The 26,645-nt window shown below is 68.6% G+C and carries 26 protein-coding genes, 1 tRNA gene and 1 pseudogene; 12 read left to right on the top strand and 16 right to left on the bottom strand.

Annotated features, from left to right (window positions below; all coding sequences use genetic code 11):
• Window positions 1–60: 60 nt before the first annotated feature.
• Together HFP15_RS36820 and HFP15_RS36825 are read left to right on the top strand one after the other, a co-directional pair.
• The gene (locus tag HFP15_RS36820) at window positions 61–561 is read left to right on the top strand and encodes a MogA/MoaB family molybdenum cofactor biosynthesis protein (RefSeq protein WP_168522249.1); all 501 of its coding nucleotides are present in this window, start codon (window positions 61–63) and stop codon (window positions 559–561) included.
• 3 nt (window positions 562–564) lie between these two features.
• Window positions 565–741, top strand: coding sequence for a hypothetical protein (locus HFP15_RS36825; RefSeq protein WP_168522251.1), 177 nt, complete (start codon window positions 565–567; stop codon window positions 739–741).
• An 884-nt stretch (window positions 742–1,625) separates the two neighbouring features.
• Here the strand turns inward: HFP15_RS36825 and mscL are convergent.
• The 4 genes from mscL to HFP15_RS36845 all read right to left on the bottom strand — a co-directional run bounded on the left by mscL (window position 1,626) and on the right by HFP15_RS36845 (window position 3,993).
• Window positions 1,626–2,123 carry a large-conductance mechanosensitive channel protein MscL gene (gene mscL, locus HFP15_RS36830; protein WP_168522253.1) on the bottom strand — a complete coding sequence of 166 codons (498 nt, stop codon included), beginning with the start codon at window positions 2,121–2,123 and terminating at the stop codon, window positions 1,626–1,628.
• Between the two features lie 90 nt (window positions 2,124–2,213).
• Window positions 2,214–2,435, bottom strand: a complete 222-nt coding sequence (locus tag HFP15_RS43180; RefSeq protein ID WP_246272379.1) for a hypothetical protein — start codon at window positions 2,433–2,435, stop codon at window positions 2,214–2,216.
• Between the two features lie 400 nt (window positions 2,436–2,835).
• The gene (locus HFP15_RS36840; RefSeq protein WP_168522257.1) at window positions 2,836–3,171 is read right to left on the bottom strand and encodes an FmdB family zinc ribbon protein; all 336 of its coding nucleotides are present in this window, start codon (window positions 3,169–3,171) and stop codon (window positions 2,836–2,838) included.
• Window positions 3,172–3,387: 216 nt separating this feature from the next.
• Entirely contained in the window at window positions 3,388–3,993 is a 606-nt protein-coding gene (locus HFP15_RS36845) for a 5-formyltetrahydrofolate cyclo-ligase (protein WP_168522259.1), read from the bottom strand.
• Between the two features lie 24 nt (window positions 3,994–4,017).
• Between HFP15_RS36845 and HFP15_RS36850 the strand changes: the two genes are divergently transcribed.
• From HFP15_RS36850 to HFP15_RS36870, 5 genes are all read left to right on the top strand, one after another.
• Window positions 4,018–4,923 carry a UTP--glucose-1-phosphate uridylyltransferase gene (locus HFP15_RS36850; RefSeq protein WP_168522262.1) on the top strand — a complete coding sequence of 302 codons (906 nt, stop codon included), beginning with the start codon at window positions 4,018–4,020 and terminating at the stop codon, window positions 4,921–4,923.
• A complete protein-coding gene (gene glp / locus HFP15_RS36855) occupies window positions 4,920–6,188 on the top strand; it encodes a molybdotransferase-like divisome protein Glp (protein WP_168522264.1) in 1,269 nt (422 codons plus the stop codon). Before HFP15_RS36850 ends, glp begins: the two co-directional genes overlap by 4 nt.
• A 15-nt stretch (window positions 6,189–6,203) precedes the next feature.
• A complete protein-coding gene (locus HFP15_RS36860) occupies window positions 6,204–6,863 on the top strand; it encodes a GNAT family N-acetyltransferase (RefSeq protein ID WP_168522266.1) in 660 nt (219 codons plus the stop codon).
• 143 nt (window positions 6,864–7,006) lie between these two features.
• Window positions 7,007–7,789 (top strand): divisome protein SepX/GlpR, encoded by a 783-nt coding sequence (sepX, locus tag HFP15_RS36865; RefSeq protein WP_168522269.1) that lies wholly within the window; start codon window positions 7,007–7,009, stop codon window positions 7,787–7,789.
• 53 nt (window positions 7,790–7,842) lie between these two features.
• Window positions 7,843–7,915 (top strand) — tRNA-Ala (locus HFP15_RS36870).
• Window positions 7,916–8,798: 883 nt separating this feature from the next.
• Here the strand turns inward: HFP15_RS36870 and HFP15_RS43185 are convergent.
• The 3 genes and pseudogenes from HFP15_RS43185 to HFP15_RS36885 all read right to left on the bottom strand — a co-directional run.
• Window positions 8,799–9,659 (bottom strand): annotated as a pseudogene (locus tag HFP15_RS43185) (recombinase family protein); the annotation flags it as partial.
• Between the two features lie 115 nt (window positions 9,660–9,774).
• On the bottom strand, window positions 9,775–10,071 hold the full coding sequence (locus HFP15_RS36880) for a recombinase family protein (protein WP_168522271.1): 297 nt from the start codon (window positions 10,069–10,071) through the stop codon (window positions 9,775–9,777).
• 70 nt (window positions 10,072–10,141) lie between these two features.
• Entirely contained in the window at window positions 10,142–10,648 is a 507-nt protein-coding gene (locus HFP15_RS36885) for a recombinase family protein (RefSeq protein ID WP_246272384.1), read from the bottom strand.
• Here HFP15_RS36885 and HFP15_RS36890 point away from each other — a divergent pair.
• Window positions 10,635–11,225 (top strand): hypothetical protein, encoded by a 591-nt coding sequence (locus HFP15_RS36890; RefSeq protein ID WP_168522218.1) that lies wholly within the window; start codon window positions 10,635–10,637, stop codon window positions 11,223–11,225. The two genes, HFP15_RS36885 and HFP15_RS36890, sit on opposite strands and share 14 nt — an antisense overlap.
• 456 nt (window positions 11,226–11,681) lie before the next feature.
• On the top strand, window positions 11,682–11,960 hold the full coding sequence (locus tag HFP15_RS36895) for a helix-turn-helix domain-containing protein (RefSeq protein ID WP_168522275.1): 279 nt from the start codon (window positions 11,682–11,684) through the stop codon (window positions 11,958–11,960).
• 335 nt (window positions 11,961–12,295) lie between these two features.
• Here HFP15_RS36895 and HFP15_RS36900 read toward each other — a convergent pair whose 3' ends face one another.
• The 9 genes from HFP15_RS36900 to HFP15_RS36940 are packed head-to-tail and all read right to left on the bottom strand — an operon-like array spanning window position 12,296 to window position 23,033.
• Window positions 12,296–13,129, bottom strand: coding sequence for a hypothetical protein (locus HFP15_RS36900; RefSeq protein WP_168522277.1), 834 nt, complete (start codon window positions 13,127–13,129; stop codon window positions 12,296–12,298).
• Window positions 13,116–13,592: a hypothetical protein gene (locus HFP15_RS36905; RefSeq protein ID WP_168522279.1), complete on the bottom strand. Its 477-nt coding sequence runs from the start codon at window positions 13,590–13,592 to the stop codon at window positions 13,116–13,118. The genes HFP15_RS36900 and HFP15_RS36905 overlap by 14 nt, the downstream gene beginning before the upstream one ends.
• A gap of 4 nt (window positions 13,593–13,596) precedes the next feature.
• The gene (locus tag HFP15_RS42355) at window positions 13,597–15,729 is read right to left on the bottom strand and encodes a hypothetical protein (protein ID WP_210718364.1); all 2,133 of its coding nucleotides are present in this window, start codon (window positions 15,727–15,729) and stop codon (window positions 13,597–13,599) included.
• Window positions 15,726–17,651: a hypothetical protein gene (locus tag HFP15_RS36915; RefSeq protein WP_168522281.1), complete on the bottom strand. Its 1,926-nt coding sequence runs from the start codon at window positions 17,649–17,651 to the stop codon at window positions 15,726–15,728. Before HFP15_RS36915 ends, HFP15_RS42355 begins: the two co-directional genes overlap by 4 nt.
• Window positions 17,648–19,789 (bottom strand): deazapurine DNA modification protein DpdA family protein, encoded by a 2,142-nt coding sequence (locus tag HFP15_RS44055; protein WP_168522282.1) that lies wholly within the window; start codon window positions 19,787–19,789, stop codon window positions 17,648–17,650. Before HFP15_RS44055 ends, HFP15_RS36915 begins: the two co-directional genes overlap by 4 nt.
• Complete coding sequence (locus HFP15_RS36925) at window positions 19,786–20,307, bottom strand: VUT family protein (protein ID WP_168522284.1); 522 nt, start codon at window positions 20,305–20,307, stop codon at window positions 19,786–19,788. Before HFP15_RS36925 ends, HFP15_RS44055 begins: the two co-directional genes overlap by 4 nt.
• Complete coding sequence (locus HFP15_RS36930) at window positions 20,304–21,098, bottom strand: recombinase family protein (RefSeq protein WP_168522286.1); 795 nt, start codon at window positions 21,096–21,098, stop codon at window positions 20,304–20,306. The genes HFP15_RS36925 and HFP15_RS36930 overlap by 4 nt, the downstream gene beginning before the upstream one ends.
• Window positions 21,095–22,048 carry a DNA methyltransferase gene (locus HFP15_RS36935; protein ID WP_168522288.1) on the bottom strand — a complete coding sequence of 318 codons (954 nt, stop codon included), beginning with the start codon at window positions 22,046–22,048 and terminating at the stop codon, window positions 21,095–21,097. The genes HFP15_RS36930 and HFP15_RS36935 overlap by 4 nt, the downstream gene beginning before the upstream one ends.
• Window positions 22,041–23,033, bottom strand: coding sequence for a hypothetical protein (locus tag HFP15_RS36940; RefSeq protein WP_168522290.1), 993 nt, complete (start codon window positions 23,031–23,033; stop codon window positions 22,041–22,043). The genes HFP15_RS36935 and HFP15_RS36940 overlap by 8 nt, the downstream gene beginning before the upstream one ends.
• A gap of 542 nt (window positions 23,034–23,575) precedes the next feature.
• Between HFP15_RS36940 and HFP15_RS36945 the strand changes: the two genes are divergently transcribed.
• The 3 genes from HFP15_RS36945 to HFP15_RS36955 form a co-directional block, all read left to right on the top strand.
• Window positions 23,576–24,553 carry a serine/threonine-protein kinase gene (locus HFP15_RS36945; protein WP_168522292.1) on the top strand — a complete coding sequence of 326 codons (978 nt, stop codon included), beginning with the start codon at window positions 23,576–23,578 and terminating at the stop codon, window positions 24,551–24,553.
• A gap of 251 nt (window positions 24,554–24,804) precedes the next feature.
• Entirely contained in the window at window positions 24,805–25,053 is a 249-nt protein-coding gene (locus HFP15_RS44235) for a pilin (protein ID WP_225950548.1), read from the top strand.
• A gap of 3 nt (window positions 25,054–25,056) precedes the next feature.
• A partial coding sequence (locus tag HFP15_RS36955) for a TrbL/VirB6 family protein (RefSeq protein ID WP_210718365.1) occupies window positions 25,057–26,645 on the top strand: 1,589 nt, incomplete at its 3' end.

Consider the following 26,645-nt stretch of genomic DNA (forward strand, 5'->3'; position numbering starts at 1 on the left):
GCGCGCAGTACCACGGACGTGGCCGTCAGACTTCGGTAAGAACGGGCTACCGTGTGCCACATGGAACGCAGTGCACAGCGCCTTGGCCGCGCTCTCGTGGTGATCGTGGACGACCGCGCGGCGCATGGGGAGCATGACGACACCTCGGGGCCGCTGGTGACGGAGTTGCTGGAGGAAGCGGGGTTCATCGTCGACGGGGTGGTCGTCGTGCATGCCGACACCGTCGCGATCCGCAATGCGCTCAACACGGCGGTCATCGGTGGTGTGGACCTGGTCGTCACGGTCGGTGGCACGGGTGTCTCGCCACGCGATGTCACCCCGGACGCCACCGCGGGTGTGCTCGACCGCCCGATCCCTGGCATCGGTGAGGCGCTGCGCTCCTCCGGGCTCGCCGCGGGCGCGGTGGACGCGGGGATCTCGCGTGGCCTGGTCGGTGTTTCCGGCAGCACGCTCGTGGTCAACCTGGCGGGTTCCCGCGCCGCGGTGCGCGACGGGATGGCCACGCTGTCGTCGCTGGTGCCGTACGTGATCGACCAGCTCTCCGGCCTCGACGAATCCTGACCCATGTCCGGCGAGAAGCCTCCGGAACGACCCCGCAAGCGGGACGACCGCCGCGACCTGGACGCCATCTTCGGCGACGTCCTGCCGGAGACCACTTCCGACGAGCGCGATCCCGAGGCCCGCAACCACGACAGCGACTCCTGGTACCGCGAGAACCGGCCCCCGCACCACGACCGCTAGGGGCGAAGCTCAGGCGGTGCCCCTCGGGGTGAGGCGCGACCGACGAGAGGTCGCGGGGGCTGTCGTTGCGAGGTGGCGGATCGTTTCGGCGACGTGGGGCCGTTACCGTTTCGGCGGGCCGGGCGCGCGGACCGGTGAGGTGGGCTGGGGGCGTCGACGGTTGGGGTGAGCGGGGTGCGGATCGGCCGGGTGGCCCGGAGACGCTGACCGCGGGACGACATCGACCGGCCGACGGTTCAGCGACATGGGGCGCGGGCCGGCGAGTGAGCTTGGCGCGGTGCCGTTGAGCGGGCTCGGCGTGCGGGGCCTCGGCAGGGGCAGAGGGTCGGCTGCGTCAAGGCTTGGCTGAGCCGTCGGCGGAGCCTGAGGCCGTGCGGTCGTTGGCCGGACTGATTGTGCCTGAAGCGAGCCGTAGGGCGGTGGCCCGGTCGTCGGCTCCGGGCGGCGGGCCCTCTGGTCGTGTCGTCGCCCGTCCTCTCTGCTGTTGCCGCCCGACCGGGCCCCTGCGTGACGTGACCCTGTGTTGCCCCGTCCAGATGTGGCTTGACCGAGCGCGACGTGGACGTGAGCCGACGCTGGGCCACTGTCGGCGCTGCCCGCTCGCTTCCCCTGTGCGGTGTCCGCCCGGCCCCGGTTGAATTTGCCGCCACCGGCGGCCCACTCGGGGGAGACCTCGGGCTGCCTGTGGTAAGCGACGGTGAATCCTGTCCGGTGTGGCGCTGCGATGGCGGGGAGAGCAGCACGCCGGCCGGGTACTGACGGGTGGTGGGAAGGGCTAAGTCGCGCCGGGTGTGGTGGGTGACCGGAGGGTAGCGACCCCGGCCGGGTATGTGCGGCGGGTCGCGGTCCGGCCGGGCGGCCGTGCTGGTTTCGCTGTCCGGCAGTCAGCGCTCCGAGCGTTGCGAGTCGGTGGTGGTGGCCGTGTTGTTGCTGCTGCTGGCGGCCGTGGTGCTGCCAGTGGTGCTTGTGGAGGTGGTCTGTGCGTCGCCGTTCTGGCGCTGGCGGAGCAGGTCGCGGATCTCCGTCAGCAGTTCGACGTCCGTGGGCTTCGACGGGCCGGGCTCCTGGCCGCGCTTGCGACGCTCCTGGATCTTCTGCACCGGCAGCACGATGATGAAGTACACCACCGCCGCGATCAGCACGAAGTTGATCGCCGCGTTGATCACGCCGCCGAAATCCAGGAACGTCGAGTCGTTGGACGACAGGACGTTGAAGCCGAGGCCCTTCGCGGCGTCCGTGCCACCGATGGTGTTGATCAGCGGCTTGATCAGGCCGTTGGTGAACGCGGTGACGATAGCCGTGAAGGCCGTGCCGATGACGACCGCGACGGCGAGATCGACCACGTTGCCGCGCATCAGAAAGTCTTTGAAGCCCTTGAACATGTGCACTCCTTCGTCGCAGGGACCCGAAATACCGAGCAGAGGCAGGAGGGCATCGACCGGGAACGCTGCCCCCTCCGCATGGCGCTCTGGCTAGCGGAGCGTAACGGCTACCGGGTTCCGCAGTGACAATGCGGCTACCTCTGTCGCCGTGTCGGCCGGCACCGTGATCAGCACCAGCGGTCCCTTCGACTCCCCGCCCAGCAGGCCGCCGCTGTCTTTCGGCGGTGAACGGACGTCGACCACGGTCGCCGAGCTGGCCAGCACTTTTCGGCTCTGCTCGCTGCTGTCGACCGTGACGACGTCGACGCGCATTCCAGGACTGAGCAACGACGCGACGCTCGCGTCGGCGAGATGAACGGGGACCGTCGAGAAGCCCGGTCCACCCGTCAGGGGGACACCGGGAGGAGCCTGCGGCTGTGCCGTCTGGGCCACCGCTGGAGGCGGGGAAGGGCGCATGGCGGACACGACCGCGCCGACGAGCAGTCCTACCGCCAGAACCCGGCGGATGAGTACGAAGCGCCGGCCGCGCGACAACCGCCGCAGCCGGGCGAAGAAAGAGCGTGGAACGAATTCCATGGCGGCGCACCCCCAGAATCGGTGTGACGGCGGAGGATTCCGGCGTCGGTTCCGACGTTAGGGAGTGCGCTCGCGAGGTGGAAAGTGGCAGATCAAGCGGCTGTGGACAACTGGGTGGGTGTGGATAACCCAGGTGTCAGGACGCGGCCGCGGCAGTGCTCGACGAGCTGGAGGAGCTGGAGCTCGAGGAGGAGGACGACGAGTCCGACTTCGCGGACGAACCGCTGTCGCTCGACGAGCTGCTGGACGAGCTCGACTTGCTCGAACTCGAGCCCGACGACGACTTGGACGAGTCCGACCGCGAGTCATTGCGGTAGAAACCGCTGCCCTTGAAGATCACGCCGACCGCTCCGTAGAGCTTGCGCAGCGGGCCGGTGCACTCGGGGCACTCCGTCAGACTGGCATCGGAGAACGACTGCACGGCCTCGAAACGGTGGCCGCATTCCTTGCAGGCGTACTGGTACGTGGGCACTGAAGCTCCTTCGTGCATTGGCACTCGATCCGCAAGAGTGCTAACGCGAAACGATACTGGGCCATTCCCTCGCAGGTCAAACGGGGTTTCGGCGGATCGTGATGGCACTTGACCGCGGTGTATCCGGACAGCCCGGCGCGTGGCCTGGACCGATGCGTTCATCTGGTCGAACGGCGGCTGCGTGAATCGTGATGTCGAAGCGACGTGAGAGATTGGTCACCCGCGACTTCGCGCCGGCAGCCGGACGAGTCCCTTGCCCGGCGTGAGCGCGCCGGTCATGCGCACGTCATGGGGCTCGGCGGGAAGCTGCCCGACCAGTTCGTCGTCACGCACCACGGCGACCAGATCCGTGCCGGAAGTGACGTGAACCAGCGACCGGTCGTAGTGGCCGGCGCCACGGCCGAGCCGGATCCCGCTTTCGTCGACGGCGAGCGCGGGCACAAGCATCAGACCCGCTTCACCGAGCGCCGCGGGACCGAGCCGTGGGCCGTTCGGCTCGAGAATCCCGCGCCACCGGCCTGGTGACAGCGTCGCCGGGCAGTCGTACTCCGCCCAGTCCAGCGCGCTCGACCGGTCCAGGATCACGGGCAGCAGCACCCGCGCGCCCCGATCCCGCAGCACGTCGAGCCAGCCGACCGAACCGGGTTCGGTGCCGAACGGCACGTACGCGCACACCGTGGCGGGCAGTTCCATCGTCGCGATCGCCTCGGTGAGAGCCTTCGCCTCGGAAACGCGCTGTGCCAACGAAACCGACGAGCGGGCCGCGGTCAGTTTCTTCCGCCATTCCGCCTTGCCCATCCCGTCATTGCGCAGGTCTCCCATAAACGGAGGTTAGTCTTTACCTCTATGACGGGCGCCCTCGACAACCAGACCTTCCGCACCGCGATCGTCCCCGCCGCCGGCCTCGGGACGCGGTTCCTGCCTGCGACGAAGGCCGTACCCAAAGAGTTGCTGCCGGTGGTGGACACGCCGGGCATCGAGATCGTGGCGAACGAAGCCGCGCACGCCGGTGCCAAGCGGCTCGTGATCGTCACCTCCCCCGGCAAGGAGTCGGTCGTCAACTACTTCCGTCCCGCGCCTGAGCTGGAGGAGAACCTCGAGCGTAAGGGCAAGACGGACCTGCTGGAGAAGGTGCGCCGTGGTCCCGGCCTGCTCGACGTCGAGGTCGCCATCCAGGAGCAGGCGCTGGGGCTGGGGCACGCGGTCGCGCAGGCCGAGGCGAACCTGACCGAGGAGGACACGGCGGTCGCCGTTCTGCTGCCGGACGATCTCGTGCTGCCGATCGGCGTGCTGGAGCGGATGGCGGCGGTGCGGGCCCGGTACGGCGGCAGCGTGCTGTGCGCTTTCGATATCCCGAAAGAGCAGATTTCACCCTATGGCGTGTTTGACGTCACTGATACGGACGATGCGGACGTCAAACGGGTACACGGAATGGTCGAGAAGCCGAAACCGGAGGATGCTCCCTCCACGTACGCGGCGGCCGGACGTTACCTGCTGGACCGGGCGATCTTCGACGCGTTGCGCCGGATCAAGCCGGGTGCCGGAGGCGAACTGCAGCTCACCGACGCGGTGGCACTGCTGATCGAAGAGGGACATCCGGTGCATATCGTGGTGCACCGGGGCGGCCGGCATGACCTCGGCAACCCCGGCGGGTTCCTCCGGGCCGCGGTCGACTTCGCACTCGACCACCCCGACTACGGCCCGCCGCTGCGCACCTGGCTCGCCGAGCGAATTGAGAACGAAGGCCGATGACCGAACCCACCGCGGAGCCGCCCGAGGCCGCTGAGCAGGAGTTTCGTCCCGTCGACGAGCAGATCGCGCTCGTGCTGGAGTCGGCCGTGCGGCCGCGTCCGGTCCGGGTCGCGATCTCGGAGGCGCAGGGCCTGCTCTGCGCCGAAGAGGTCGTCGCGGAACACGCCCTGCCCGGTTTCGACCAGGCCGCGGTGGACGGGTACGCGGTGCGGAGCGTCGACGTGCGTCCCGAGGGCGACGAACCCGTGCGCCTCCCCGTTGTGGGTGAAATCGCCGCCGGTTCGCGCCAGCCGCGCAGGCTTCAGCCCGGCCAGGCGGTGCGCGTCGCGACGGGCGCCCCGCTGCCGACGCTCGCGGACGCCGTCGTACCGACAGCGTTCACCGACGGTCACCCGGCGAACGTGACCGTGCACAAGTCCGTGCCCTCGGCCGGGTACGTGCGGCGCACCGGCGAGGACGTGCAGATCGGCGACGTCGCGGTCCGGCAGGGTGACACCATCGGCGCCGCGCAGGTCGGGCTGCTCGCCGCGGTCGGGCGGTCGAAGGTGCTCGTCTATCCGAGGCCACGGGTGTCGATCGTGTCGGTCGGCGACGAGCTGGTCGACGTCGACCGCACGCCGTCGGTCGGCCAGGTCTACGACGTCAACTCCTATGCGCTGGCCGCCGCGGCCAGGGACGCCGGCGCCGAGGTCAGCCGGGTCGGCATCGTGGCGAGCGAGCCGAGGCGGCTGCGCGAGGTGGTCGAGGGCAGGCTGTTGATGTCCGAGGTCGTCGTGGTCGCTGGCGGCGCGGGCGGTACCGCGGCCGACGAGGTGCACGCCGCGTTGTCCGAGCTCGGGCGCATCGACATGACCAGGGTCGGGATGCATCCCGGCTCGGTGCAGGGTTTCGGCCGGCTGGGCCCGGACTCGGTGCCGACCTTCCTGCTGCCCGCCAACCCGATGAGCGCGCTCGTCGTGTTCGAGGTGCTGATCAGGCCGCTGATCAGGGCGGCGCGCGGCACTCGCAACCCCCATCGGCGCATGGTCAGCGCACGGCTTCTGTCGCCCATCACCTCGACCAAGAGCCGCAAGGGTTTCCTGCGCGGGCAGCTGCTGCGGGACGAGAGCACCGGCGAGTACCTGGTACAACCGCTGGGCACATCGGGTGCGCACCTGCTGGCATCGCTCGCCGAGGCCAACTGCCTGGTGAACGTCGATGAGGACCTGACCGAGGTGGCCGCGGGCGAGCAGGTACGGGTGACCTTCCTCGCACAGCGTGTCTGACGGTTAAATACGCCGGTGCAGGCAGCTACTTACGACCTCGAGGCTCGTCATCCCGGCTGGCCGGCCCGGCTCGGGCCGCTCAAGGTCGCCGCGGGCACGGTCGCGTTGCGGCCGATCCGCCTGCGAGACGCCGGGGACTGGAGCCGGATCCGGCTGCGTGACCAGGCGCATCTCGAAAAATGGGAGCCCACCGCGCCCGGACCGTGGCAGGACCGCAACGGATTCTGGTCGTGGCCTCCGCAGTGGCTCGCATTGCGCGGGCTCGCCCGGCGCGGACAGTGCCTGCCGTTCGTGATCACGGTCGACGACGAGTTCGCGGGGCAGATCACTATCGGTAACGTGATCCGCGCCTCACTCCGTTCGGCATGGGTCGGTTACTGGGTGTCCTCGACGGCGGTGGCCGGCGGGGTCGCCACGGCCGCCGTCGCGCTGGTCGTCGATCATGTTTTCGCCTCCGGCGGGCTGCACCGGATCGAGGCGACGGTGCGACCGGAGAACGACCCCAGCATCCGCGTGCTGACCAAGGCCGGCTTTCGCCAGGAGGGCCTCTTCCAGCGCTATCTCGATGTCGCCGGTGGGTGGCGAGATCATCTTTGCTTCGCGATCACGGCGGAGGAGACGGGCCCGGGCCTCGTCGCGAAGCTCGTCACGGCCGGCCGCGCCGAGCACGTGTGAGATCCGCGTTACCACATCGGCCCTATTTCACCTAATCCGGTGACGCTTTTTCTCGAGTCGAGCGGCGTGCCTCCCTGTCTTCTGTTACTCCTGTGACTAGCGTGACGGTATGTAGCAGTGGACGGGGGAGGTGACAGAGGGAGATGCCCAGCTCGCTGATCATCGTTGCTCTTGCGGCGGCGTGGCTTGTCGTGCTCGTGCCCATGGTCGCGCGGAAGCGGCAGGCGGTCGCGCAGACGGCGGATGCCGCGCTGGCCGCGCGAGTCGTGCGCAGTGGAAGCGGCGCAGACGAGGGGGAAGAGGAGGTCGTCATGTCCGAGTCCGCCACCGAGGTCGCCGAACCCGAAGAGATCGTGGAAGAAGAGCCCGTTCGCTCTTACGAGCCGAGTCCGAGTTCCAGTGAGCGCCGGTACCGGCCTGGGCGCGGCGGCTTCGACCCGGAGGCGGCGGAGATCGCGGCCCGTGCGAAGTACGCCTTCCGGCAGCGCATCGTGCTGCTGCTGATCATCCTGGCCGTGGTGACCGCCGCGGGAGCCGGGTTCCTCGCCAGCAGCCTGTGGTGGCTGCACGGAGCGGTCGACCTCGCGTTCGTTTCGTATCTGGCCTATCTGCGGCGCCAGGTTCGTATCGAGGACGAGATCCGGCAGCGGCGGCTGGCGCGGCTCGGCAGCACCCGCACGCGGCGGGCGGCGCCACGGCGCGAGATGGTCGAGGACTACGCCGAGGACGAGTACATCGACGACTACGAGGTCGAGGCGGAGCCGGAGATGCCGCGGCGTGAGCTGGTCGGCATCGAGCGCAGGCCCTCGCCCGCGTCCCGGATGCGCGGCCGTGCCGTGGTCGTCGACCTGGAGGACGAGGACCCCGAGTTTCACGAGCTGGACGACCCGGGCCAGCTCCCGTTCCGCCGGGCGGTCGGCGAGTAACCCCCTCGCCGATCCCCGCCGGGGCGCTTGCTATGCTTTCGAAGCTTCCTCAAGGGGCTGTAGCGCAGTTGGTAGCGCGTCTCGTTCGCATCGAGAAGGTCAGGGGTTCGATTCCCCTCAGCTCCACCCTAGGGGTCTTACTAGAACAAGTGCCTGAATGAAGGCCGCGAAGTAGGACCGTGACGCTTGACGGCGTGCAAGGACCACCCGCGTTGCGGGTGGTCCTTTTGCTTGTGTCCTCCGCGTTGGGTGCGGCGGTCCGCTGATCTTGGATGGCGTGGAGTTCGCCGAAGGGCTCACGGAGCTCACCGTCTGTGATCTTGTCGTCCTCGATGTAGAGGGCGTGGAAGATCGCTTGGTTGAGGAGGCGCCGCTGTTGGTCGTTGCAGCGTCGGTATAGCTGGTCGGGCTGTTCGAGGAGGGCAAGGCTGGCGTTGACGAGCTGGGCGCTGTCGGTGAGGTCGGCGTTGGCTGTGTCGAGGCGCTCCTCCAGCCGGCGGCGTTCGCGGGCGATGTCGCGTAGCTTCTCCTTGACCTTGGTCCGAGGCAGCGTGCTGTCGGCGGCGAGGTCGATCAAGTTCTCCTCCTTCGTGTCGAGTTCCTTGAGCTGTGCGGTGATCTGCTTGCGCAGGAGGCGTGCGGACTTTTCCTGCTCGCCGAGCACGGCATCGATCTGATCGCGCATGTCAGCGATGAACGGCTGGCTGAAGCGAATCGCGGAGTAGTGGCGCTCAACCGCGTCCTCGACGAGCGTGACGTTGACGTGGGGTGCTTGGCACAGTCCCTTTTGCCGGCCGCGGCAGAAGAAGTACAGGTACTCGGCGCCCTTGGAGTTGATGGTCCGTTGGATGATCATCCGCCGCTTGATGCCGTCGCGTTGGCAGCGTCCACAGAAGAGTGATCCCTTGAGGTAGTGGTGGTGGACGCGACGGCGTTCTTGTGCCGTCATGCGAGATTCGAGGATCTCCTGGACGGTGTCGAAGAGGTCCTCGTCGATGAGGGGCTCGTGTCGCCCCTGGATTTCTTCGCCGTCGTACTCGACGTATCCGAGGTAGTAGCGATCGCGCAGCATTTGCGAAATCTTGTTCTCGGAGATCTTCTTGGCGGGGTGTCGCCGGGTGGCCCTGGTGCGTAGGCCGCGGTCGTAGAGCTCGTCAGCCAGCTCTTCTTGCGTGTAGTCGCCGGTGGCGAAGAGCTCGAAACCCAGCTGGACAAAGGGCGCCCGTTCGGGGTCGACGATGATCGTGCGGATCACGCGGCCGTCGGAGTGGTCGATGTGGTTGAGGTAGCCGAGTTTCGCGCGGCCGAGCGTGCCGCCGTTGCGCGCCTTCTGGCCCATCTTGTATGCGATGTCGGCACCGGACTGGCGGGATTGGTACTCGTTGAACGTGGTCAGGATGCCGTGCATCAGCTGGCCGACCGGGGTGTCGTCGATGGCTTCGGTGGCCGAGACCAGGGTGACGCCGCGCTTGCGCAGGTCTGCCATGACGATCGCGTCGTCGTAGCGGTTCCGCGCCATGCGCGAGAGCTGGTAGATGATGATGACGTCGACGTCGCCTTGGCTGCGGACCCGCGCGAGCATCTGTTGGAATGCTTCGCGTTTGGTCATCTCCGTTCCCGAGCGTCCGGGTTCGACGTACTCGTCGATGACCGTGACGCCGAGGTCTCGCGCCTTGCGAAGGCACGCTTCCCGTTGGGCCGGGATGGAGATGCCTTCTGGGTTGTAGTCGGTGCGGACTTGCCCGGTCGAGGACACGCGCAGGTAGATCACTGCGCGGGTGCCGGGGGCAAGGTCGTCCGTCGGCGGCTGGATGGGGATGGTGACGTCCTGCTGCAGTTCGTCGATGAAGTCGGCATAAGCGCTGGTCATGACACCTCCTTCTGAGGGCGGCCTGGACGGTGGACCGTGCAGCCGGCGAGTGGGTCCTGGCGGCTGGATCGCGCGCTTCCGGCGAGCGGCGAATTCGTGGCGGGGTTGCTGTGTCTCACCGGCTGCGGAACCGCGCGAGGATGCGTCGGAACGGTTGGCACTTCGGCCGTCGCCAGAGTCGAGCGCGTGGGGCGACGTACTCGTCGATGACCGACAAGCCCAGTTCCCTGGCCCTGCGCAGGCATGCCTCACGCTGGGCCGTGACGCTGTGCTCGCTCTCGGCCCGGTCGGAGGCCACGCGTATGTAGATCACTGCTCGGGCGTCGGTCGCGGGGGCATCCGATGGTCGCTGCGTGGGGACAGGACAGCGCTGCTGACGTTCGTTGTCCGAGTTGGCGTACGCGCTGGTCATGACACCTCGTTGTGGGTCGTTCGGATTGGTTGGTGTTGTTCGGCGGAGTGGGCCCCGGCGGGATTTGCGGCTAGCCCGCGAGCGGCGACTCGTTGTCGGATCGCTGCTCGTGCCGACGACGGTCGCGTCGATCTGCGACTGCTCCCGTCTGCTCGATCTCCGCGACGGCGGTCACCACGCGCACGAGAAAGAGGCCGTGCGCGGTCTCGGTGTCGAGGGCGGGATCGGCGGCCGAGACGACCCGCACGCCTCGGGACGTCAGCTCGCTGAGAACGAAGGCGAGGTGCTGCGTCTTGCGGGACAGGCTGTACAGGTGATTGACGACGAGCACGTCGATGACTCCGGATCGGGCTGCCGCCAATATCCGTTGCAGCCCTGGACGTTTCAGCGTGCCGCCTGATGCGTAGTCGCTGCTGCGGAGAGCGATGTGCCAACCGGGTTGGGACGCGACGTAGGTCTGCAGGTGGTCACTTTCGCGGAGCGTGGGCCACCGCTGGTAGAGGCCGACGCGTACCGACCGTCGAGTTCGTGGGTGTGTGTCGCGACGACTGCGGGGATCGCAAGTGACAGGCGGCATCGTGCTGGACCGTCCTTTCGAGTCATTGGCGAGCGGCTTCGTTCTGCTGCGTTCGTTGCGCAAGCGCGAATGGGCGGCGTCATGCCGCGTCGCGGCGGTGGTCGCGGTGGCCGGCGTCCGCAGCGCCTGGCTCGGCGGGCAGCGTTTGTTCGCTGGCTTCGGCCTGCAGCAGGTCGGCTGCGAGGCAGGCGACCACCCGCGCGAGCTTGTGCATGTCCGGTGGATCGCGGCGGACGCCGCGCACCACCACGTTGCGCACAGCTCTGCCCGCGCCAACGCGCCGTCGGGGTTGCCTGTTCGACGCGTTGACGGGGCTTCCTTGCTGCTCCTGGTCAGCCGGAGAAGGAACGTCGGCGCAGTTGTCGTTGGTCTGGTCAGGGTTGCGAGGTTGAGCGCACATGAGCGCCCCCTTCGTGCCCATGAAGCCCGCGGCTGGCGGAGGTTCACGGGGCTGCTGGTCGGCGACAGGAACCGTCGACACAGCGGGCGCTCCCAGCCGTTGACACCTGCGGTCGCCGGTCCGCGCGAGGCGGGTTTCGCGGCGACGCGGGCACGCACCATGACGTGCGTTGAATGAGCTGGGACCGCCGAAGCTGTCACGACCCACGGGCCTCTACTCCCCGAGTGCACATGTACGGGGCCGGCGCTCGTGGCCGTGCTGGACTCTTGCCGTTCGGCGGGGCCGAACTGGTACTGGATCACCTCGTCAGCGCGAGGTGAGCGGTCGACGCGAGTCCAGAAGATCGCTACCGGCGCTGGCAGCGGACTGCGGTGCGTCGGCATGGCGGTGAACGTGATGGGCGCCGAAGCACCTCCTTTCTCTCGAACCGGGGACAGGTCTGCCATTCAACTAAGGTAGCACCTGAGTAAATCCGGTAAAACCTTAGTAGCTCAAGTCATGCTTGTTGATCGGCGTGTGTCTGCTGAACACGCCGGACGTGCGACGGCCGGCCTTCGTCGCCATCGGGGACACTGAGCGTCGGTTGGCGACGGCGCGAAGCGCCTCGGAGCGACGAACACGGGACGGCAGCGGGTGCAGATCGAGTGGCGGCTGCGGAAGGTCATGGCCTCCCGCGACGTCTGGAACGCGACTCAGCTGCGCGAACTCCTCATCCAGCGCGCCGGGTTCGAGCTGTCCCTCCAGTCGGTTGACGTGCTGATCAAGAGGCAACCGGTCCAGGTGAAGGTGGTGACCTTGCAGGCGTTGTGCACGACGCTGCGGTGCACGCCCAACGAGCTGTTCGGAATCGACACGCCACGTGACGTCTCGCTCGTCGAACCGGACACCGCGGAGTCCCGCGACGAGCAGTGAGCCCTCGGCGGCGAACGCGGCGACGGCCATCACGCGGCCCTCCTCGATACCTGCGGGGACACGCTGTCCGCAGACAGTCCCGCCGACCCCAGCGTGGTTCGGATCTGCCGATACCAGCTGAGCGCGAAGCGCAGACAGTTCGACTCGGTGCGATGGCTCGGACCGCATCCGGGCACGTACCGGCCGCGCATACTCCAGGACATCGTTCTCTCGCCGGTCAGACACTGTTGATCGGTCACGGGTGGCGGGGTAGCCCGGCCCTTGTAGCGGCCTTGCCCGCGGATAGTCCGATCGGCGGCACCTTCAGCGGAGCGTCGCTTCGCTGACTGCATGTATCAGCTTCCTTCGGCCTGTTGTGAGCAGTGTCTGCCGTGAGACTTGTTCAGCTCGAGCCAGCGATTGCGCCACTCTTTGAGGTATTCATCCGTCACCGCAGGATTGATCGCGTTTAGAATCACCTCGACTTTTTCCCATCGAGGAATCCTGTCACCTCTCATAACATCATTCACGGCAATACGAGAGATCTTGTAACCGCGCTTGCGGGACTCATCACAGACCGAGCTAACGGACAAGCCTCTCGCGCTCATCTCGGCAGCAATCGCCGCACCGAACGCCCTTCGCAACTGCACTAGACCTTGGCGTTTTTCTGATTCGCGGTAGGGTGGCGCGTTGAACCATGGACTGTAAAGGATCTTGCCTGAGCTCAACTCGATCTGCAGGCGCATTGCTGTGAACTCTGGTGGAACCTTGATCCTCTGTTCATCCAACAGGTTGCCGGTGATTTTTATCGCAGAGAAAGCATCAATATGATCAGGCAGAGACAGTTCTATGAGAGGAGTTTGGGCTGGCTTGCGGCCGTGTTGTGCCGCGTGTCGCGGCCTGAGGCGGGCCAGTAGGCGTAGATCACGGGGATGCTGGAACTCCGCGATGATGGGCCCATCGGGCGAGCTGACGCCTGAGGTTAACTGGGCCTTGGCTTGGCTGCGGTTGGCAAGCACTGCTTCGACAGTTATCCCACCGGCAACAGGCTTCGAGCGCCAACACACATTCTTGATCATCACCTGGGGACGGCCGCGGCGATAGCTGAGAGTAGCGATAGTTAAGCCAGCCAGTGAGACGAGCAGTCCGATAATGGATATGAAGCGGGCAAGGTTGTCAGGATTCGACATAACGCTCCCGGTCTACTGAGACATTGCTGCTGTGCTTGCGGTTCCCGAGTGGAGTGATTGTGGCGCATGGACTGGTGACCTGTTCCCGGAGCGCCTGGTTCTCCGAGGACAGTTCGTTGATCACGTGGGCGTAGGTGTGGATGAGTCGTTCGAGGCCGGTGCAGTGCTTCTTGAGCGCGTCGTGGTCGCGTTGCAGTTGGGTGAATGGGTCGTGGTTGTTCCGGAATTCGGCGGCGGTGCGGCGGGCGTGGCGGGCGAGTTGTTGGAAGTGGTCGCGGAGGTCGGGGTGTTTCTGGGCGACGACCCAGTACTTGACGTCGGCTTCGACCGCGAGCTGGACGGTGGACAGGTTGCCGGTGGAGCGCTGTGGTGTGCCGGCGAGGAGTCGGTCGGCGGCGTCGAGGATGGCGATCCTTTGTGGATCGGTTTCGTTGGTGGGCCAGGCTGTGGTTGCGATCTTCACGTGGTCACGGCTTTCGGGTGTGGTTGCGGATGAGCGCGTGGAGGCGGTCGAGTTCGGCGCGAGCGCGCTGGTGGCGCGGTGATGGGGCGAGGAAGTCGCCGAGGAGGCTCTCCAGTTCGGTGGCTTGCTGGTGGAGGGCGGCGATGTCGCGGTCGGTGTAAGCGAGGTTGCGGCAGGTGGGGCGGCAGTCGTCCTGGTCTGGGGTGGCGCGGACGTCTCCTTCGCCGCTGCGTAGCTGGCAAAGGGCTTTGGCTTGGTCGAATACGCAGGTCATGGCGCGGCCGGGGTAGATCTGCAGCAGTGGGTTGGTGAGCATGTCGTGGGCGTGGCTGGTGCTGGTGAGGACCCGGCCGGCGAACGTGTGGTGTGCCTGGTTGATCCGGTGGATGTAGGTGGCTGCGGCGGGGCCGCTGATGTGCTCGCCGGCGGTGAGCCGTTCGTGGTCTTCGGCAAGGCGTTCGAGCCGGAACAGCCAGTCTTCGTAGGCGTGTTCGTCGGGGAATCCGGAGTCGTAGGAGCCGCTGTAGCCGAGTGTCATCTGGACGTGCAGGTGTCCGTATTGGATGGCGCCAGCGATGAGACCGCGGGGTTTGCGGACGATGTGCCAGGCCAGGGTGCGGCGGAAGCGTGCGGTGCCGATGGCGCCGTGCGGATCGGGTGGGATGGCTTCGTGGTCACGCCCGGTCGCGATGCAGTAGTCCTTGACCCAGGCCAGGAAGGCGGCGATGTCGTAAGGGATGCCTCGCGCGTGCCGTGCCCTTCCTCGACGGGTGCTGTGAGTGCCGCGGTGCGGGTGCATCTCGGCCGGGAAGAGCAGACGCTGGTAGTGGAGTCGTTCGAGGACGGTGACCGCGTGGGCGGTTTGGGCGACGATGACCCACGGGTCGTCGCGGAATTGGCCTTCGGGGATCTTGTTGCCGTGTTCGTCCCGGGCGCCCTTGAATTTCTTGCCGGTGATGGACCAGATCCCGGTGGCCGGGTTGTGGGACAGGCATCCGCGTTCGAGGTTGAGCACCTCACCGGTGCGCATGCCGGACAGGTAGGACACGACGATGAGGCAGGCGGTGCGTAACAGGATAGCCAGGTCGAGGGCTTCGGTGAAGCCGATGCGGGTGGTTCGCCAGGGACGTCCGTCGACCTGGCCGGTGATGGGTGTGTCGAGGTAGGCGTCGGGGGCGATCGGCAGGCCGGAGTGTTCGACTGGTTCCCGCAGTCGGGCGCTGCGGGGGAAGGCTTCGGTGCCGCTGCGGAACAGGCGGACGAAGTGCGGCCAGTCGATCTCCGGGGTTCCGTCGCGACCGGGCCGGCCGGGCAGGCTCTCGCCGCTGGCGTGGAGACGGTCGAGGTAGTCGAGCAGGTCGGGGAGGACATCGTCGACGGACCGGCGGGTGACCTGGATGCCGTGTTTGTGGGTGGCTGGGCCGTAGGGGAACAGCCGCAGGTGTTCGTGGAAGGCGGCGATGATGTCGTCGGCGAAGTCGTCGACGAACCGCAGCGACCACATCAGCAGCAGCTCGATGGTGTCCGTCGCCAGACGTGGCGTGCGGTTCTCTCGCGGCCTGACCCGTCCGCCGAGCAGGTCTTTGGGGTCCTCGCCTTGCCAGGGTTCCGAGATGGGGAGGCGCATCGGCTCGGGCAGCCGGTCGCGGTAGGCCCAGAGCCGCCGGACCTCGATCAGCAGGCTGGATTTCATGCTGGTGGTGGCTTCGGTGCTGATCACGTCGGCGAGGTAGCGGTCCAGATCCTCGGGTCTGACCTGGTCGCAGCCGTCGATTCGGTGGGTGTGCAGCCAGACCAGGAACGCGGTGATGCGGGGCAGGGTGAGCGAGACGCTGCGCAGCGCGAGCCGGGTGCCACGGGTGCCGCGCAGCCGCCGGGGTGGTTCATGGTTGATCAGCTGCCAGATGTAGTGCTTGGCATGGTCGCGGAACGTTTCGGGGACGGGTAGGAAGTTCAGTCGGCAGGTGACCGCGTGGGCCTCGAACAGCCCCGGTGTGAGGTCCCACCGGGAGTCACCGAACACCGACTGGCGGGCCGGGTCTGCGGCGGGATTGTGCTTGCGGTGCAGCAACACCGGCGTGTCCGGCTCCGGCCGATCGAGCGCACTGGTGGGCGCGGCTGTGACGGAGTGGGTCATAGCAGGTCCAGCTCTCGGCGGAGGAAACGTTCGGCGAGCTCACGCTGCTCGGGTGTGGCGGCGTGTCTGGCGTCAGCGACGGCCGCCGGTCCGGCGCGGTCGAGCAGGTCGGCCAACTGCGCATGCGGCAGGGCGAACCGTTGCGCCCAGCGCAGCGGTGTGACGGCGGACTTGCGCTGCCGGAGGCCGTCGTGGACCAGCACCTGCAGGGGCAGGTGCGTGGGCAGCGCTCTGGCGCAGGGACAGCTCAGGCAGAGCATGAACGAGGCCCGGCATGCCTGGCCTGACACGGTGTGCGGGCTGTTGGTGTGGTCGACACAGGCACCGACCACCGTATCCAACTCGCCAGCGAGCACCCGCTGCAGCGTCGCGGTGTCCATCCCGTGCCGGGCGGCCACCCGCGCCGGATGCGTCCGCGCCTCGACGACATCGGCCTCGCTGAGTGTGTGCAGCCGGGCGCGGGTGGACGCCTTGGTCACCTGCTCGGCCAACGCAGCAGCGACGACCTGCTGATACTCGACCAGGTTGCCGCGGTTGCGGGCCAGGTACTCGTTGGCCAGAGTCGTCTCGGTGTGGGCGACCGGGCGCTGCTGCAACTCGTTGTAGGTCAGCCGCAGCCGGCCGAAGGTGACCTGCAACTGCTCCCGCTGGCCGTCCGGCGCGGACTGCGCGAGAGCGGTGTCGGTGGGCAGGTCGTGACGTTGCGCCCAGGCCACGGGCAGCCGGGGGTCGAATGTGGTGCGCAGACCGCGTCCGACACCCGCCCCGGTGCCGGCCCAGAACACGAACAGCCGGTCGGTCCCGACCACGTGCCGGGCCGGCGCGGCCAGCTCGTGCAGAAGCATGTAGACGCCGAACGCCGAGTGCAGATCAACCCGCCGCGACTGTTCGCCGACCGAGGATGCGCCTCTCGTGTAGGGGTCGGAGCCGACCCAGGTGGGGACACCAGTCAGCGGGACGTCCATGTGCCGGCGGGCTCCGCGGCGTGGCTTGTCCAGCTTGACGATCGCCGTCGACGGGTGCCCGGTGTAGCCGTCGGGCCGGTGATGCGCCGCGGGCGCAGTCAGGATGGTGCTCTTGTTCTGGCCGGTCAGCCCGATCAGCAGCACCGCGAACGCGGCGACCTCCACACTCGACAGGTGCAGCGCGGTCATGTGGTCCTCGACCGCGCCCAACATCGAGACCCACCGCTTCGGCGCCGCACTGACGGAGGCATAGCGCGGGACGTCCAGATGCCGGTCGACGAAATCGAGCAGCTCGCCGCGCCGGTAGATGTCCCCCGGCTCGGTGTCCATGTCGCCAGCGCGCCAGCGCCGTAGCAGGTCACGGTTGCCGCGGATGCGGTCGGCGGCGCGGCGGATGTCGGCGCGGGCGGCGTTGAGAATCCGCCGGTTCTCGCTGCGGCTGTAGCTGGTCTTCGCTGTGAGGTTCGCCCGCGGTGGGTTGCGGCGTGCCAACGCAGCCCGGAACTCCTTGCTGGTGCCCGCAATCTTGCGCAATGTGGTCTTCAGCTCACCGAGCTTGATCGCCCCGCCGGCATGCTGTCGCTGCGGGTGGAACCAGCCATCCAGGTGCGCCGACGTCAGGTCGGCGGCCGTAGTTGGCGGCGACACCAGACCGGCCAGGTATTCCGCGAACTGGCGCAAGGTGCGGAACGTCTTGTAGGCCGACTCGCTGGTCCGGACCCGGCCGCCGGGCCGGGTGCGTTCGGCGAACGCGGTCGCGAACGCCTGCCGCAACGGCAGGTTCACCGGCCAGCCGGTGAAGTCGAACTCGCGTGGCGCCTGCGCGGGGTTCTCCGGCACGAACCGGACCCGGCAAGCCGCCGTGTCGTCGACCACCCGGGCGGCGGGTGCGTAACCCGTGGGCGGCAACGCCGCGCGACGGCCACTACCTCGACCGATGCTCACATGGTTGCTCACGTGGCCTCCCGTACCGGGTCGGTGAGCACGCGCGGGTGCTCGGCAAGGTAGCTGGCCAGGAACCGCTCGACGGCGGCCTGCTGGGCGTGCTGCAACAGCAGCTCGACATCCAGCGCCCGGAACGGCTCGAGGTAGTGCTGCTTGGTGGTTTCCGGGCTGCGGTGGCCCAGGATCGTGGCCACCAGATCCCACGTGTCGCCGAACTGGGCCCGGAAGTCTTTCGTCTCCTCCACACTCAGATGGGCGAACCGGTGCTCATAGGCCAACCGCCCGACCGAATACCACCGCAACGCGCAGCTGTGCCGCAGCATGTGCGGGGTCGCACTGAACCCGGCCAGGCCCGCCCGGGCGATGCGGTCGTTGGCCTGGGCGAAGGTGTGCTGCCAGCCGTGCGGGGTCCGGGGCATCCCGTCCTCGTTGAGCCAGACCGCCAACGGTTCCAGCCCCTGCTCGGTGCGGCGGAACAACCGCCGACGGCCCCACGGACCAACCGCGTTGAGCGCCGGCCCGGTCCGCCGACCGTCCGGCTCCTGAATGATCAGCCGGCCTCGCTCAGAGCCGACCACCAAGCGCACCGTCGTCAACTGCCCGTAGCGACCGGCGCGCTGCGCATCCCGGACGGCACGTGCCCGAGCTCCCTCGACATAGTCCAGCACCCCGAGCAGTGCCTCGCGTTGGATCCAGTACTTGTGGCCGTAGCCACCCTTCGCGCAGGCGTCCGCCAACCGGCAGGTCCGATAACCCCGGGCCGGGTCGTCGTCCGGCAACTCGGTAACCAGCACGCTGGCCCACTCGGTCAGCCGCAGCCCGGTGCTGTAGAGCCCGTCGACGAACGCGCCGTCCCGCTGCTCGTTTCGGCCTCGCCACAACCCATCCGGCCGGCCATCCAGGCCCAGACCACGGACCCCGAGGTCACGCCACCGGCGATATCCGGCCGGGTCCAACCACTTCACATCTTGCCCGCGGACACCACGCGGCTTCAGATCGAAGTCATCCACCGCAACGACCGGATCGACCACACCGTACCGGCGCGCGGCCCATCGATAGAAAGCGCGCAACCCCGCCAAGTTCGCCGCGAACGTGCTCGCCTCAACCAGCCGCGGGTTGCTCCGCTCCGACAGCCGCCACTCCTTGAAATACTCTGCGTCATCCTCGGTCGCCTCGTCCCACCGCCGGCCTAGCACCAACAAGAAGTTCAGCCACATCCCCAACGACTGCGCGTACTTCTTCCACGTCAACGGCGACCGGCCCAACATGCGCGGCGACGCAAAGAACGCGTTCACCCGACCATCCGGACGACCGTCCGGACCGATCAGAAACGGCTGACCACGCCGACGCCCCCGCTCGGCCAACCCAGCCAACAACCCCGCATGGGCCACCAACAACGGATCGTCCACCGTCCCACCCAGACACTCCAACTCATACCGGAACACAACCCAGCCACCAGCCTCATAAGCAGTTCTCACGAGCGGCAGGCTAAAGATCAACATCCACCAACAACTACGAACCGGGTAGAGAACCGCCGAGTCCGAACTAGAGAGAGCTTCGGCGTACCGGTCGAGGCCGGTGATCTTGACGCCGAAACCGTGCAGGTTCAACCCGCGTGTGGCAAAGGCGCGCATGATGCGCTCGACGTCGGCGCTGCTCTGGCGCCGGCACACCGTGCCGATCCCGACGAGCGGCTCGGCGGCCAGGTCGATCCCGGCCCGCTCGTAGAAGTCGGCGCAGCGTTCGTAGTCCGACAGAGTCCAACCTTGCAGCGTCGGCACCCAAAGGAGCTCAGGCGCGAGTTCCCGCAGGCGGACGAGGTTGCGCACGGTCCGCCGTTGATGCTCGCGGACCGTCAAGCCGGTGCGTTTCAGGATGCGCTGTTCGCACATCCAGTCCTGCGGCGCCGCCCAGGCGAGGTTGCCGATCTCGTCGGCGTAGCGCCGGACCGCCCGGACGTAATCCTTCTCGGTGATCAGCCAGCGCCCGTGAAGCTGCAGCTCGGTGAAGCCGCCGGAGTCGAGCGCCCATTCCGTGATGGCGCGAGGCAGGGTGCGGCGGTGACCGAGGCGCCGGTGCGACACCAGCAGCGGGATGTCCGGCACGCGAGTCAGCCAGATGGGTTGATGGACGCCGAGGTAGAACTTCACGCCGGCACCGCCCTCCGACGAGCGCGGACACCAGCAAGCAGCGCGACCGCCAGGGCCGTGGTGGCGGTCTTCCCGACGAGTTGGCCGGTGAGGTAAGTCAGCGAGCCGAAGGCCAGCGGCAGGAACAGCAGGCTGTCGACGAGCAGCCCAACCGCGTTCGACACACTCACGGCAGCGAGGTGACTCCGGTCGCGCAGCGGGGTGTAGACGGCGAGGTCGACCAGTTCGGAGACGGCGAAAGCCGTGGCGCTGGCGAGCGCGATGCGCGGCTCGGCGACCAGCCCGGACAACGCCGCGCCGAGGGCGATCGCGAGCAGCGTTGTCCGGGTGCCGACAGCGTCCTGCAGGAGGTCCCGGACGGTGAACGCGAGCCCGGCGAGGAGCGCGCCCGCGGGAATGTGCAGGCCCGCGACCGCCACCGCCGGCCAGAGCGTGGTCGCCCAGTTCGCACCCGCGATCGTCGCTGCGTACGCGGCGAACAGGACCACTGCGGCGACGCGCCACCGACGGGTGGTCATGCCGCACTCGGCCGGGTACCGGCCGAGTCCTCCGCGTCGGGCGGACCGTCGGCGGCGCCCGGCTGGGCGCGGCGGAACGTGCGTTCGTCAACCAGTGGCTCGTGCACCTTCGGCGCCGAGGTGACCCACTGCTCGACCGGTGCCGGGCGGCCGGCAACGGTGCGGGCCCAGACCTGGCGCCCGGTGTACTTGACGTTGGTGACGATCCGCCGGACGGCCTTGGCGGTCCACCGCCCGTTGGGCACCGGAGCCGGGTACTGGCGGGGGTCGCTGTTGAGCTGTGCGGCGATGACGGCGAACGTCAGGCCGTGGTCGGCGCGCCAGATGAAGATCTGTTTGACGGCGGCGGCGGTCTGCCAGTCCGGGACAAGGACCGCACGCAGCTTGCTGTGGCCGCTGGGGTCGGTGACCCGGATGCGCAGGGCTCGGTAGCCGTAGGGCGGCGGCCCGATCTGGTAGCCGGCCCGGACGAGTTCGACCATGGCGGCGCGGGCGCGGCGAGTGGTCTCGGCGTGGTGCGCGGCGAGCGCGGCCCACTGGATCCGGTTGCCGCGAGCGTCAACCAGTTCGTCGTCACCGGGCTGGTCGTCCGCGTCGACTTCGGTGTCGACGGCAGAGCCACCCGGCTGACTTGTCCACAGGTTTGTCCACAGGCGGGACCACCACGGTGGACGGATCTCGGCCACCGGTGTGCCGGGGCACTGGTGCCGGGCGGCGGCACGGAGGGCGGCGCGCTTGCGGCGGAACTCGGGGTGCCAGCCGCACTCGCGGCAGTACAGGCGGGTGGTCATGCCGCTCGCCTCCAGCCGGGGTAGGTGACGCCGTTGACGGCGGGCCGGATGACGTCGTCCTCGGTCGGCCACGGGATGCCGGCTGCCGTCGCGGCGGCGAGTTCGGTGTCGTGGGCGAGTTGGAGGACGAGCACCTCGTGGTGAACGGTGAGCGCGGTCGGCGCACCGGCGGCGCGGGCTCGGGCAGCGGCGCGACGTTCGGCGAGTGAGGCTCGGGTGACTAGTCGGCTGCCGCGCAGTCCGGCGGTCAGCGCGATGCACCGCTCGACCGGCGCCAGCCCGGCAGCGGTGGCGGCGGCGATGAGCGGACTGGTCAGGTCAACCAGCGAACCGTTCGGGTGCCGGAGAGGTCGCGCGATGACGGCGACGTGCCCGCCGGAGCGCAGCAGCGGCTCGCAGTAGAGCAGCGTCGTGGCGAGGTCGGCGAGGGCGGACTCGACCGGGTCGCGGTCCGGACCGTTCGCCTGGTCGTTGGGGTCGGCTGGCGCGGTGCGCAGGGCGGTCAGGACGAGTCCGACTCGCCCGATCAACCCGGCGGCCCGGACGGTCGCGAGGACTTTCGGCCGGGCGTCGAGGACCGAGCCGTCGCGCCAGGCGCCCGCGGTCTTGGCGGCGGTGACGTTGGCGCGAGCCAGCGTCCACCACCGGCTGCGGGCGGTCAATCCGAGCGCGTGACGGCCGGCGCGCAGCGCCTCCACGAGGGCGGTGCCCGCGCCGCAGTCGGGGTCGAGAACGAGGTCGCCGGGACGGGTGTAGAGGGCGATCGCGTGGGCGGCGACGGCGGGCGGAATCCGCTCGGTGTCGGTCTCGGTGCCGGGCACACAGCCGGCGTCGCGCAGTTGCGCGAGCGGGTCACGCTGGCCGGTGGGCCAGACCGACAGCGGCGGCATCGGCGGCTCCTCCCCCGGCGGCAGGGGGAGCGGCCAGGGCGACGTCGGACGGTCAGTCATCGGAGGTCTCCTCCCCGTCGGCGGCGTCGGTCAGGGCCGGTTGGCGGGCGAACACCAAGAGGTCCTCATGCACCTGGGTGTGCCGAGCGGGGGTCGCGAGCGGTCGCGTTGGACCCTGCGGTCGGGGGTGCGGGGCCGGGGTCGCGACCGCGAGCGCGCCGTCGCGGACGGGGACGCGCAGCAGGGCGATGCGATCGAGGTAGCGCAGCCCGGTGCGGTGCGCGGCGCGCACCAGCGAGCCGGCGGGGTCGGTGAGCCGATCACGGGAACGGTCACCGTGAGTGATGACGGCGAGGGTGCCGGTCGGGGTGAGCAGACCGGCCCAGTCGGCGGGTCGGAACCAGTCGAGGGTGCGCGGGTCGGCCGCGGTGATGACGAGGTCGTAGCGGTCCGGACCGACGCCGGTTGCAGTCGGATCGGATCCGGTCCGGCGGTCTGTCGACGGCCCGTCGGACTGGTCGGTGGTCGGACTGTCGGGGTTCGGTCGGGGTCCGGACTCGGACTCGACTGCCGCGGCACCGGCGGGTTCGTCGACCGGGTCGGGGTGTGCGACGGCGGTCTGGGTTTGGACGCCGCGGCCGAGTCGGACCACGGTCCAGCCCGCTTCGTGCAGTCCGGCATACGGACCGGGCCGAGACTGGCTGCGGCTCCCAGTTGGTGACCACGACGCGGACGGCGCGAGGTAGGGCGCGGGGTCGAGCAGAAGCACCCGTTGGCCGGGCTGGGTGTAGGTGGTGACGAGCTTGATGACCGCGGTCAGCAGCCAGTTGGCGAGCAGCCCGGTGCCTTCACGAAGGTCGTCCTGAGCGCACGGCCAGACGGTGCTCGGCCGGGCCGGACGCGGATGGCGCAGCGTGAGGCGCAGGGCACGCAGACGCGGTGTTCGCCGCCGCTGCGGGAGCGGGATCGGGACGGTCGGTGGGTCGGTCGGGCCGTGCTCCTGGGAGCCGTCTCCTGGTGAGCCGTTGCCGTGTGTCGGGGTCATCGCGGGTCTCCTCCGACGAGGGGGTGCTGTGCGTTCTGACGCCCCTTAACTCCGTATTTCGACCCCGTTTTGGACACGCCTCGTCAAATTTCTCTGCATCACAACTGCCCGCGTTGCTCGCACCTCGAAAGGACTCGAACAGTTCTGTTAAAGCCGTGGTTTGAGAGCCGCCGGTTCGGTCACTCCGGGCTCGCCCAGAACCGCCCGCTGGACTGGCCTGGGAAAAATTTTTCAAGATTTTTCGGCTGCGACGGTTGATCTTCAATCCTGGCGCCCTCTGACGCCCTGTGCGACTACTAGTGCTGTACTAGCGGGTGACTATAACCGCAGGTAATCAGCTACTAGAGTTGATCAAGGGGCCTGCTGCGCGGGGCTGGTTTGTTGATCTTGATCGACCCCGCTCGCGGGGCGAAATAGTAGTTCGCTAGTAGTCTCGGCGCGGTTTGCTAGTTGGGGCCTAGTAATGCCGTGGTATTTCCGTGGTATCGGTCGTGGCTTCCTGACGTCGTTGTTGTTCGCATCGACGCCGTGGGAGTCATGACATGGCAGCACAATCCGTTTTTCGTCGCCGTGGCGACGAGGTTGTCCCGAACTCGTTGGATATCGCGCGGGACACGTTTACCTGGCTGGTGACCGGGCCGCATCCGGTGTCGCTGAACGGCCGGCTCTTCCCCGGTCTGCCCGACCGGTACCTCCCGCTGGACGAGGTCCGCGACCGGCTGCTGGCGCGCCGGTGCCCGCAGGCGACGCGGGACGCGGTGTGGGCGCATCTGGTGCTGCGCTCCCGGACTGAAGGAGCGACCTGGACTGTCGCCGCGGTCGGTGTCGCACTGCCCGCGCTGACCTCGGTCGCGGCCACCTTGTCCGATCGGTTTGCCGGCGATCCGGCCGATGTTCACGCCGAGGTGTTGCGCGGCTTCCTGACCGCGTTGTCGACCATCGATCTGCGTCCGCCGCGGATCATGCTGCGGCTGCGGTGGGCCGCGTACCGGTCCGGATATGACGCGCTCGCCGAGGCGCTGGCGGGTCCGACTCCGGTCGCGCCGGGCTTCCGGTCAACCCCGCCGCACACGCCGTGGGGGCATCCGGATCTGGTCCTCGCTCGCGCGGTCGCGGACGGAGTCCTGACCCAGACCGAGGCCGCGCTGATCGGTGCAACCCGGTTGGAAGAGGTGCCCGTCGCGGACTGGGCCGCGACGCACCAGACCGGCGAGTGGGCGGTCTACAAGACGCGCAAACGCGCCGAGCTCCGGCTCGCCGCGTACCTGCGCGACGGCGCCGCCGAGACCGATCCGACCGACCCGCTGACCGACCAGGTGGCCACTGCGGTGGCCCTGGCGCGCCCGGTCACGTCGGTCAGCGACTTGCCACGGTCGTCACTGTCCGTGTCCGTCGCCCAGGTCGGATCAGGGCAGAAAGTTCAGGGTCGCGTGTCCAAAACGGACGCGAAATCCGGAGTTCAGGGCTGCGGGACACACCCGCGCTCAGCCCGACCTTCGGAGGTGCCCCAATGCGCCTGATCGATCGTTTCCTTCCCGCCGCGAGCGGGCCGCGTCGCCCCGGTCTCGACGGCAATCCGCAGCCGCCGGCCCAGCCCGTGCAGGAGCGCACGCCGGACGAGCACACCGGCACCGAGCCGTCGAATGCTCCGATCATTACGCCGGAGGACTGGACTCCGCTCCGTCCCCGGCGGTGGTCGCACGTGGTGCTGATCGTCGAGCTGGCGATCCTCGCGCTGCTGGCGTCGGCGTCGTCGGCGCACGCCGACACGATGGTCGTCGCCCTCGCGGACTCGGTGACCACGGTCCTGAACAACGTCCGCAACTGGATCATGGGCATCTTGGCCGGTCTGGCCACGGTGTTCCTGTCCATCGGCGGCGTCCGCTACGTGATGGGCGGCGGCGACCCCGGCGAGGTCGAGAAGGCCAAGACCGCCTTCAAGAGCGCGGGGTGGGGCTACGGCCTGGCGGCGCTCGCGCCGCTGGTCGTGGAGATCCTCAAAGGGATCGTGGGGGCCTGACCGATGGCCGTCAGCACCCCGCCCACGGTGCGCCCGTACCGCCGGTCCGGCGGCCCGGTCGCGACCGCTGCCGCCGCAGACCGAGCGATGCTCTCCCCGGTCCGCGACGCCAGCGCCGACCGGCCGCCGGCTGGTCGGCCGCGGCGCTGGCGCGCGGGCTGGATGCTGGCGCTGAGCATCGTCGTGCTCCTGGTCGGCGCCCTCGCGGTCAGCGCCTGGGCTTCGCCCGCCGCGCCGCAGCAACCCCCGCCGCAACCGCCGCTGCCGATCCCGACGGTGGATCCGTGCACGCCGAATTCGCCGCTGCCGGTCTGCCAGTTGCCGGCGCCGACGACGACCAAGCCCCTGCCCACCGCGCCACTGCCCATCCCGACCGAGGTGCCGGCTCCGACGACATGCACCTTCCCCGGCCAGGTCGGCTGCACCTCGTCTACACCGACCACGACGCCGAGCAAGCCGTGCACGGGTGAGGACTGCATCCCGCAGCCGACGACACCGCCACCGAGCACCGGCCCGCAGCAGCCCGGCAACGGCAGCGGCGACAGCGACTCCGACTGCGGGATCACCGACATCGGCGCCTGCATCACCGAGGCCATCAACTCGGCGTTCCGCAGCGTCGTCGATGCCGCGCTCTCGCCGATCCTGGAGCTGATCGGCCACACCGCGTTGTCCACGCCGACGATCAGCGATCTGCCTGGCATCGGCGAGTTGTGGAACAACTCCTGGGAGCTCGTGGTCGCCGCCTACGGCCTGCTCATCCTCCTCGGCGGCATCCTCGTGATGGGCCACGAGAGTGTCCAGGCGCGCTACTCGATCAAGGAGATCGGGCCCCGGATCCCGATCGCGTTCATCGCCTCGGCGCTGTCGCTGTTCTTCACCGACAAGCTGATCCGACTGGCCAACGGCCTGACCCTGGGCATCCTCGGCGACGGAGTCAACGCGCCCTCGCTGGGCAACACCCTCAAGGACGCCGTCGCCGGCATCCAGACCGGCGGACTGTTCATCATCCTGGTCGGCCTGGTGCTCGTCGTGGTCGGCCTGGGCCTGCTGGTCGTCTACGTGGTCCGGATCGTCATCACCCTCGTCCTGATCATCTCGGGCCCTCTGTTCCTGATGTTCCACGCGCTGCCGCACACCGACCCGCTGGCTCGCTGGTGGTGGAAGGCGCTCACCGCGACGCTGTCGATCCAGGTCGCTCAGGCGCTGGTGCTGATCACCGCGGTACGTACGTTCCTGTCCGGCGGTGTGAATCTGTTCGGCTCGACGCTGTCCGCGCTCGGCACGCTGGTCGCCGCGATCGCCTTGTTCTTCATCCTGTTCAAGATCCCGTTCTGGTTGTTGAAGGCGGTCAAGGTCAGCAACGGCCGCTCGTTCCTCGGCGGTCTGGCCCGCGCCTACATCGCGGCGAAGACCTTCGGCATGGTCGCCGGGAAGACCGGCGCGTTCGGCAAGGTCGGCGGCGCCGTCGGTGCGAAGAGCGGCGGGGGCGGTGGCGGCGGTGGGGTGGCGCCGCGTCGACGTGGCCCTCCAGCGGCTTGGAACTGCGGCGCCGATCCGGGCCGAGGTCCCCGCCGCGGCGGTGAGATCGGCGT

The organism is Amycolatopsis acididurans, assembly GCF_012328925.1.
GTDB classification, from domain to species: domain Bacteria; phylum Actinomycetota; class Actinomycetes; order Mycobacteriales; family Pseudonocardiaceae; genus Amycolatopsis_E; species Amycolatopsis_E acididurans.

What these genes read in the sequence shown, in the direction of transcription:
- HFP15_RS36935 (WP_168522288.1), bottom strand. Translation starts at nt 22,048, where the DNA reads ATGACTGACCGTCCGACGTCGCCCTGGCCGCTCCCCCTGCCGCCGGGG.
- glp (WP_168522264.1), top strand. Translation starts at nt 4,920, where the DNA reads ATGACCGAACCCACCGCGGAGCCGCCCGAGGCCGCTGAGCAGGAGTTT.
- mscL (WP_168522253.1), bottom strand. Translation starts at nt 2,123, where the DNA reads ATGTTCAAGGGCTTCAAAGACTTTCTGATGCGCGGCAACGTGGTCGAT.
- HFP15_RS36945 (WP_168522292.1), top strand. Translation starts at nt 23,576, where the DNA reads ATGGCAGCACAATCCGTTTTTCGTCGCCGTGGCGACGAGGTTGTCCCG.
- HFP15_RS36930 (WP_168522286.1), bottom strand. Translation starts at nt 21,098, where the DNA reads ATGACCACCCGCCTGTACTGCCGCGAGTGCGGCTGGCACCCCGAGTTC.
- HFP15_RS44235 (WP_225950548.1), top strand. Translation starts at nt 24,805, where the DNA reads ATGGTCGTCGCCCTCGCGGACTCGGTGACCACGGTCCTGAACAACGTC.
- HFP15_RS43180 (WP_246272379.1), bottom strand. Translation starts at nt 2,435, where the DNA reads ATGCGCGTCGACGTCGTCACGGTCGACAGCAGCGAGCAGAGCCGAAAA.
- HFP15_RS36900 (WP_168522277.1), bottom strand. Translation starts at nt 13,129, where the DNA reads ATGTCGAATCCTGACAACCTTGCCCGCTTCATATCCATTATCGGACTG.
- HFP15_RS36850 (WP_168522262.1), top strand. Translation starts at nt 4,018, where the DNA reads ATGACGGGCGCCCTCGACAACCAGACCTTCCGCACCGCGATCGTCCCC.
- HFP15_RS36880 (WP_168522271.1), bottom strand. Translation starts at nt 10,071, where the DNA reads ATGACCAGCGCGTACGCCAACTCGGACAACGAACGTCAGCAGCGCTGT.
- HFP15_RS36925 (WP_168522284.1), bottom strand. Translation starts at nt 20,307, where the DNA reads ATGACCACCCGTCGGTGGCGCGTCGCCGCAGTGGTCCTGTTCGCCGCG.
- sepX (WP_168522269.1), top strand. Translation starts at nt 7,007, where the DNA reads ATGCCCAGCTCGCTGATCATCGTTGCTCTTGCGGCGGCGTGGCTTGTC.
- HFP15_RS36820 (WP_168522249.1), top strand. Translation starts at nt 61, where the DNA reads ATGGAACGCAGTGCACAGCGCCTTGGCCGCGCTCTCGTGGTGATCGTG.
- HFP15_RS42355 (WP_210718364.1), bottom strand. Translation starts at nt 15,729, where the DNA reads ATGACCCACTCCGTCACAGCCGCGCCCACCAGTGCGCTCGATCGGCCG.
- HFP15_RS36940 (WP_168522290.1), bottom strand. Translation starts at nt 23,033, where the DNA reads ATGACCCCGACACACGGCAACGGCTCACCAGGAGACGGCTCCCAGGAG.
- HFP15_RS36885 (WP_246272384.1), bottom strand. Translation starts at nt 10,648, where the DNA reads ATGCCGCCTGTCACTTGCGATCCCCGCAGTCGTCGCGACACACACCCA.
- HFP15_RS36845 (WP_168522259.1), bottom strand. Translation starts at nt 3,993, where the DNA reads ATGGGAGACCTGCGCAATGACGGGATGGGCAAGGCGGAATGGCGGAAG.
- HFP15_RS36825 (WP_168522251.1), top strand. Translation starts at nt 565, where the DNA reads ATGTCCGGCGAGAAGCCTCCGGAACGACCCCGCAAGCGGGACGACCGC.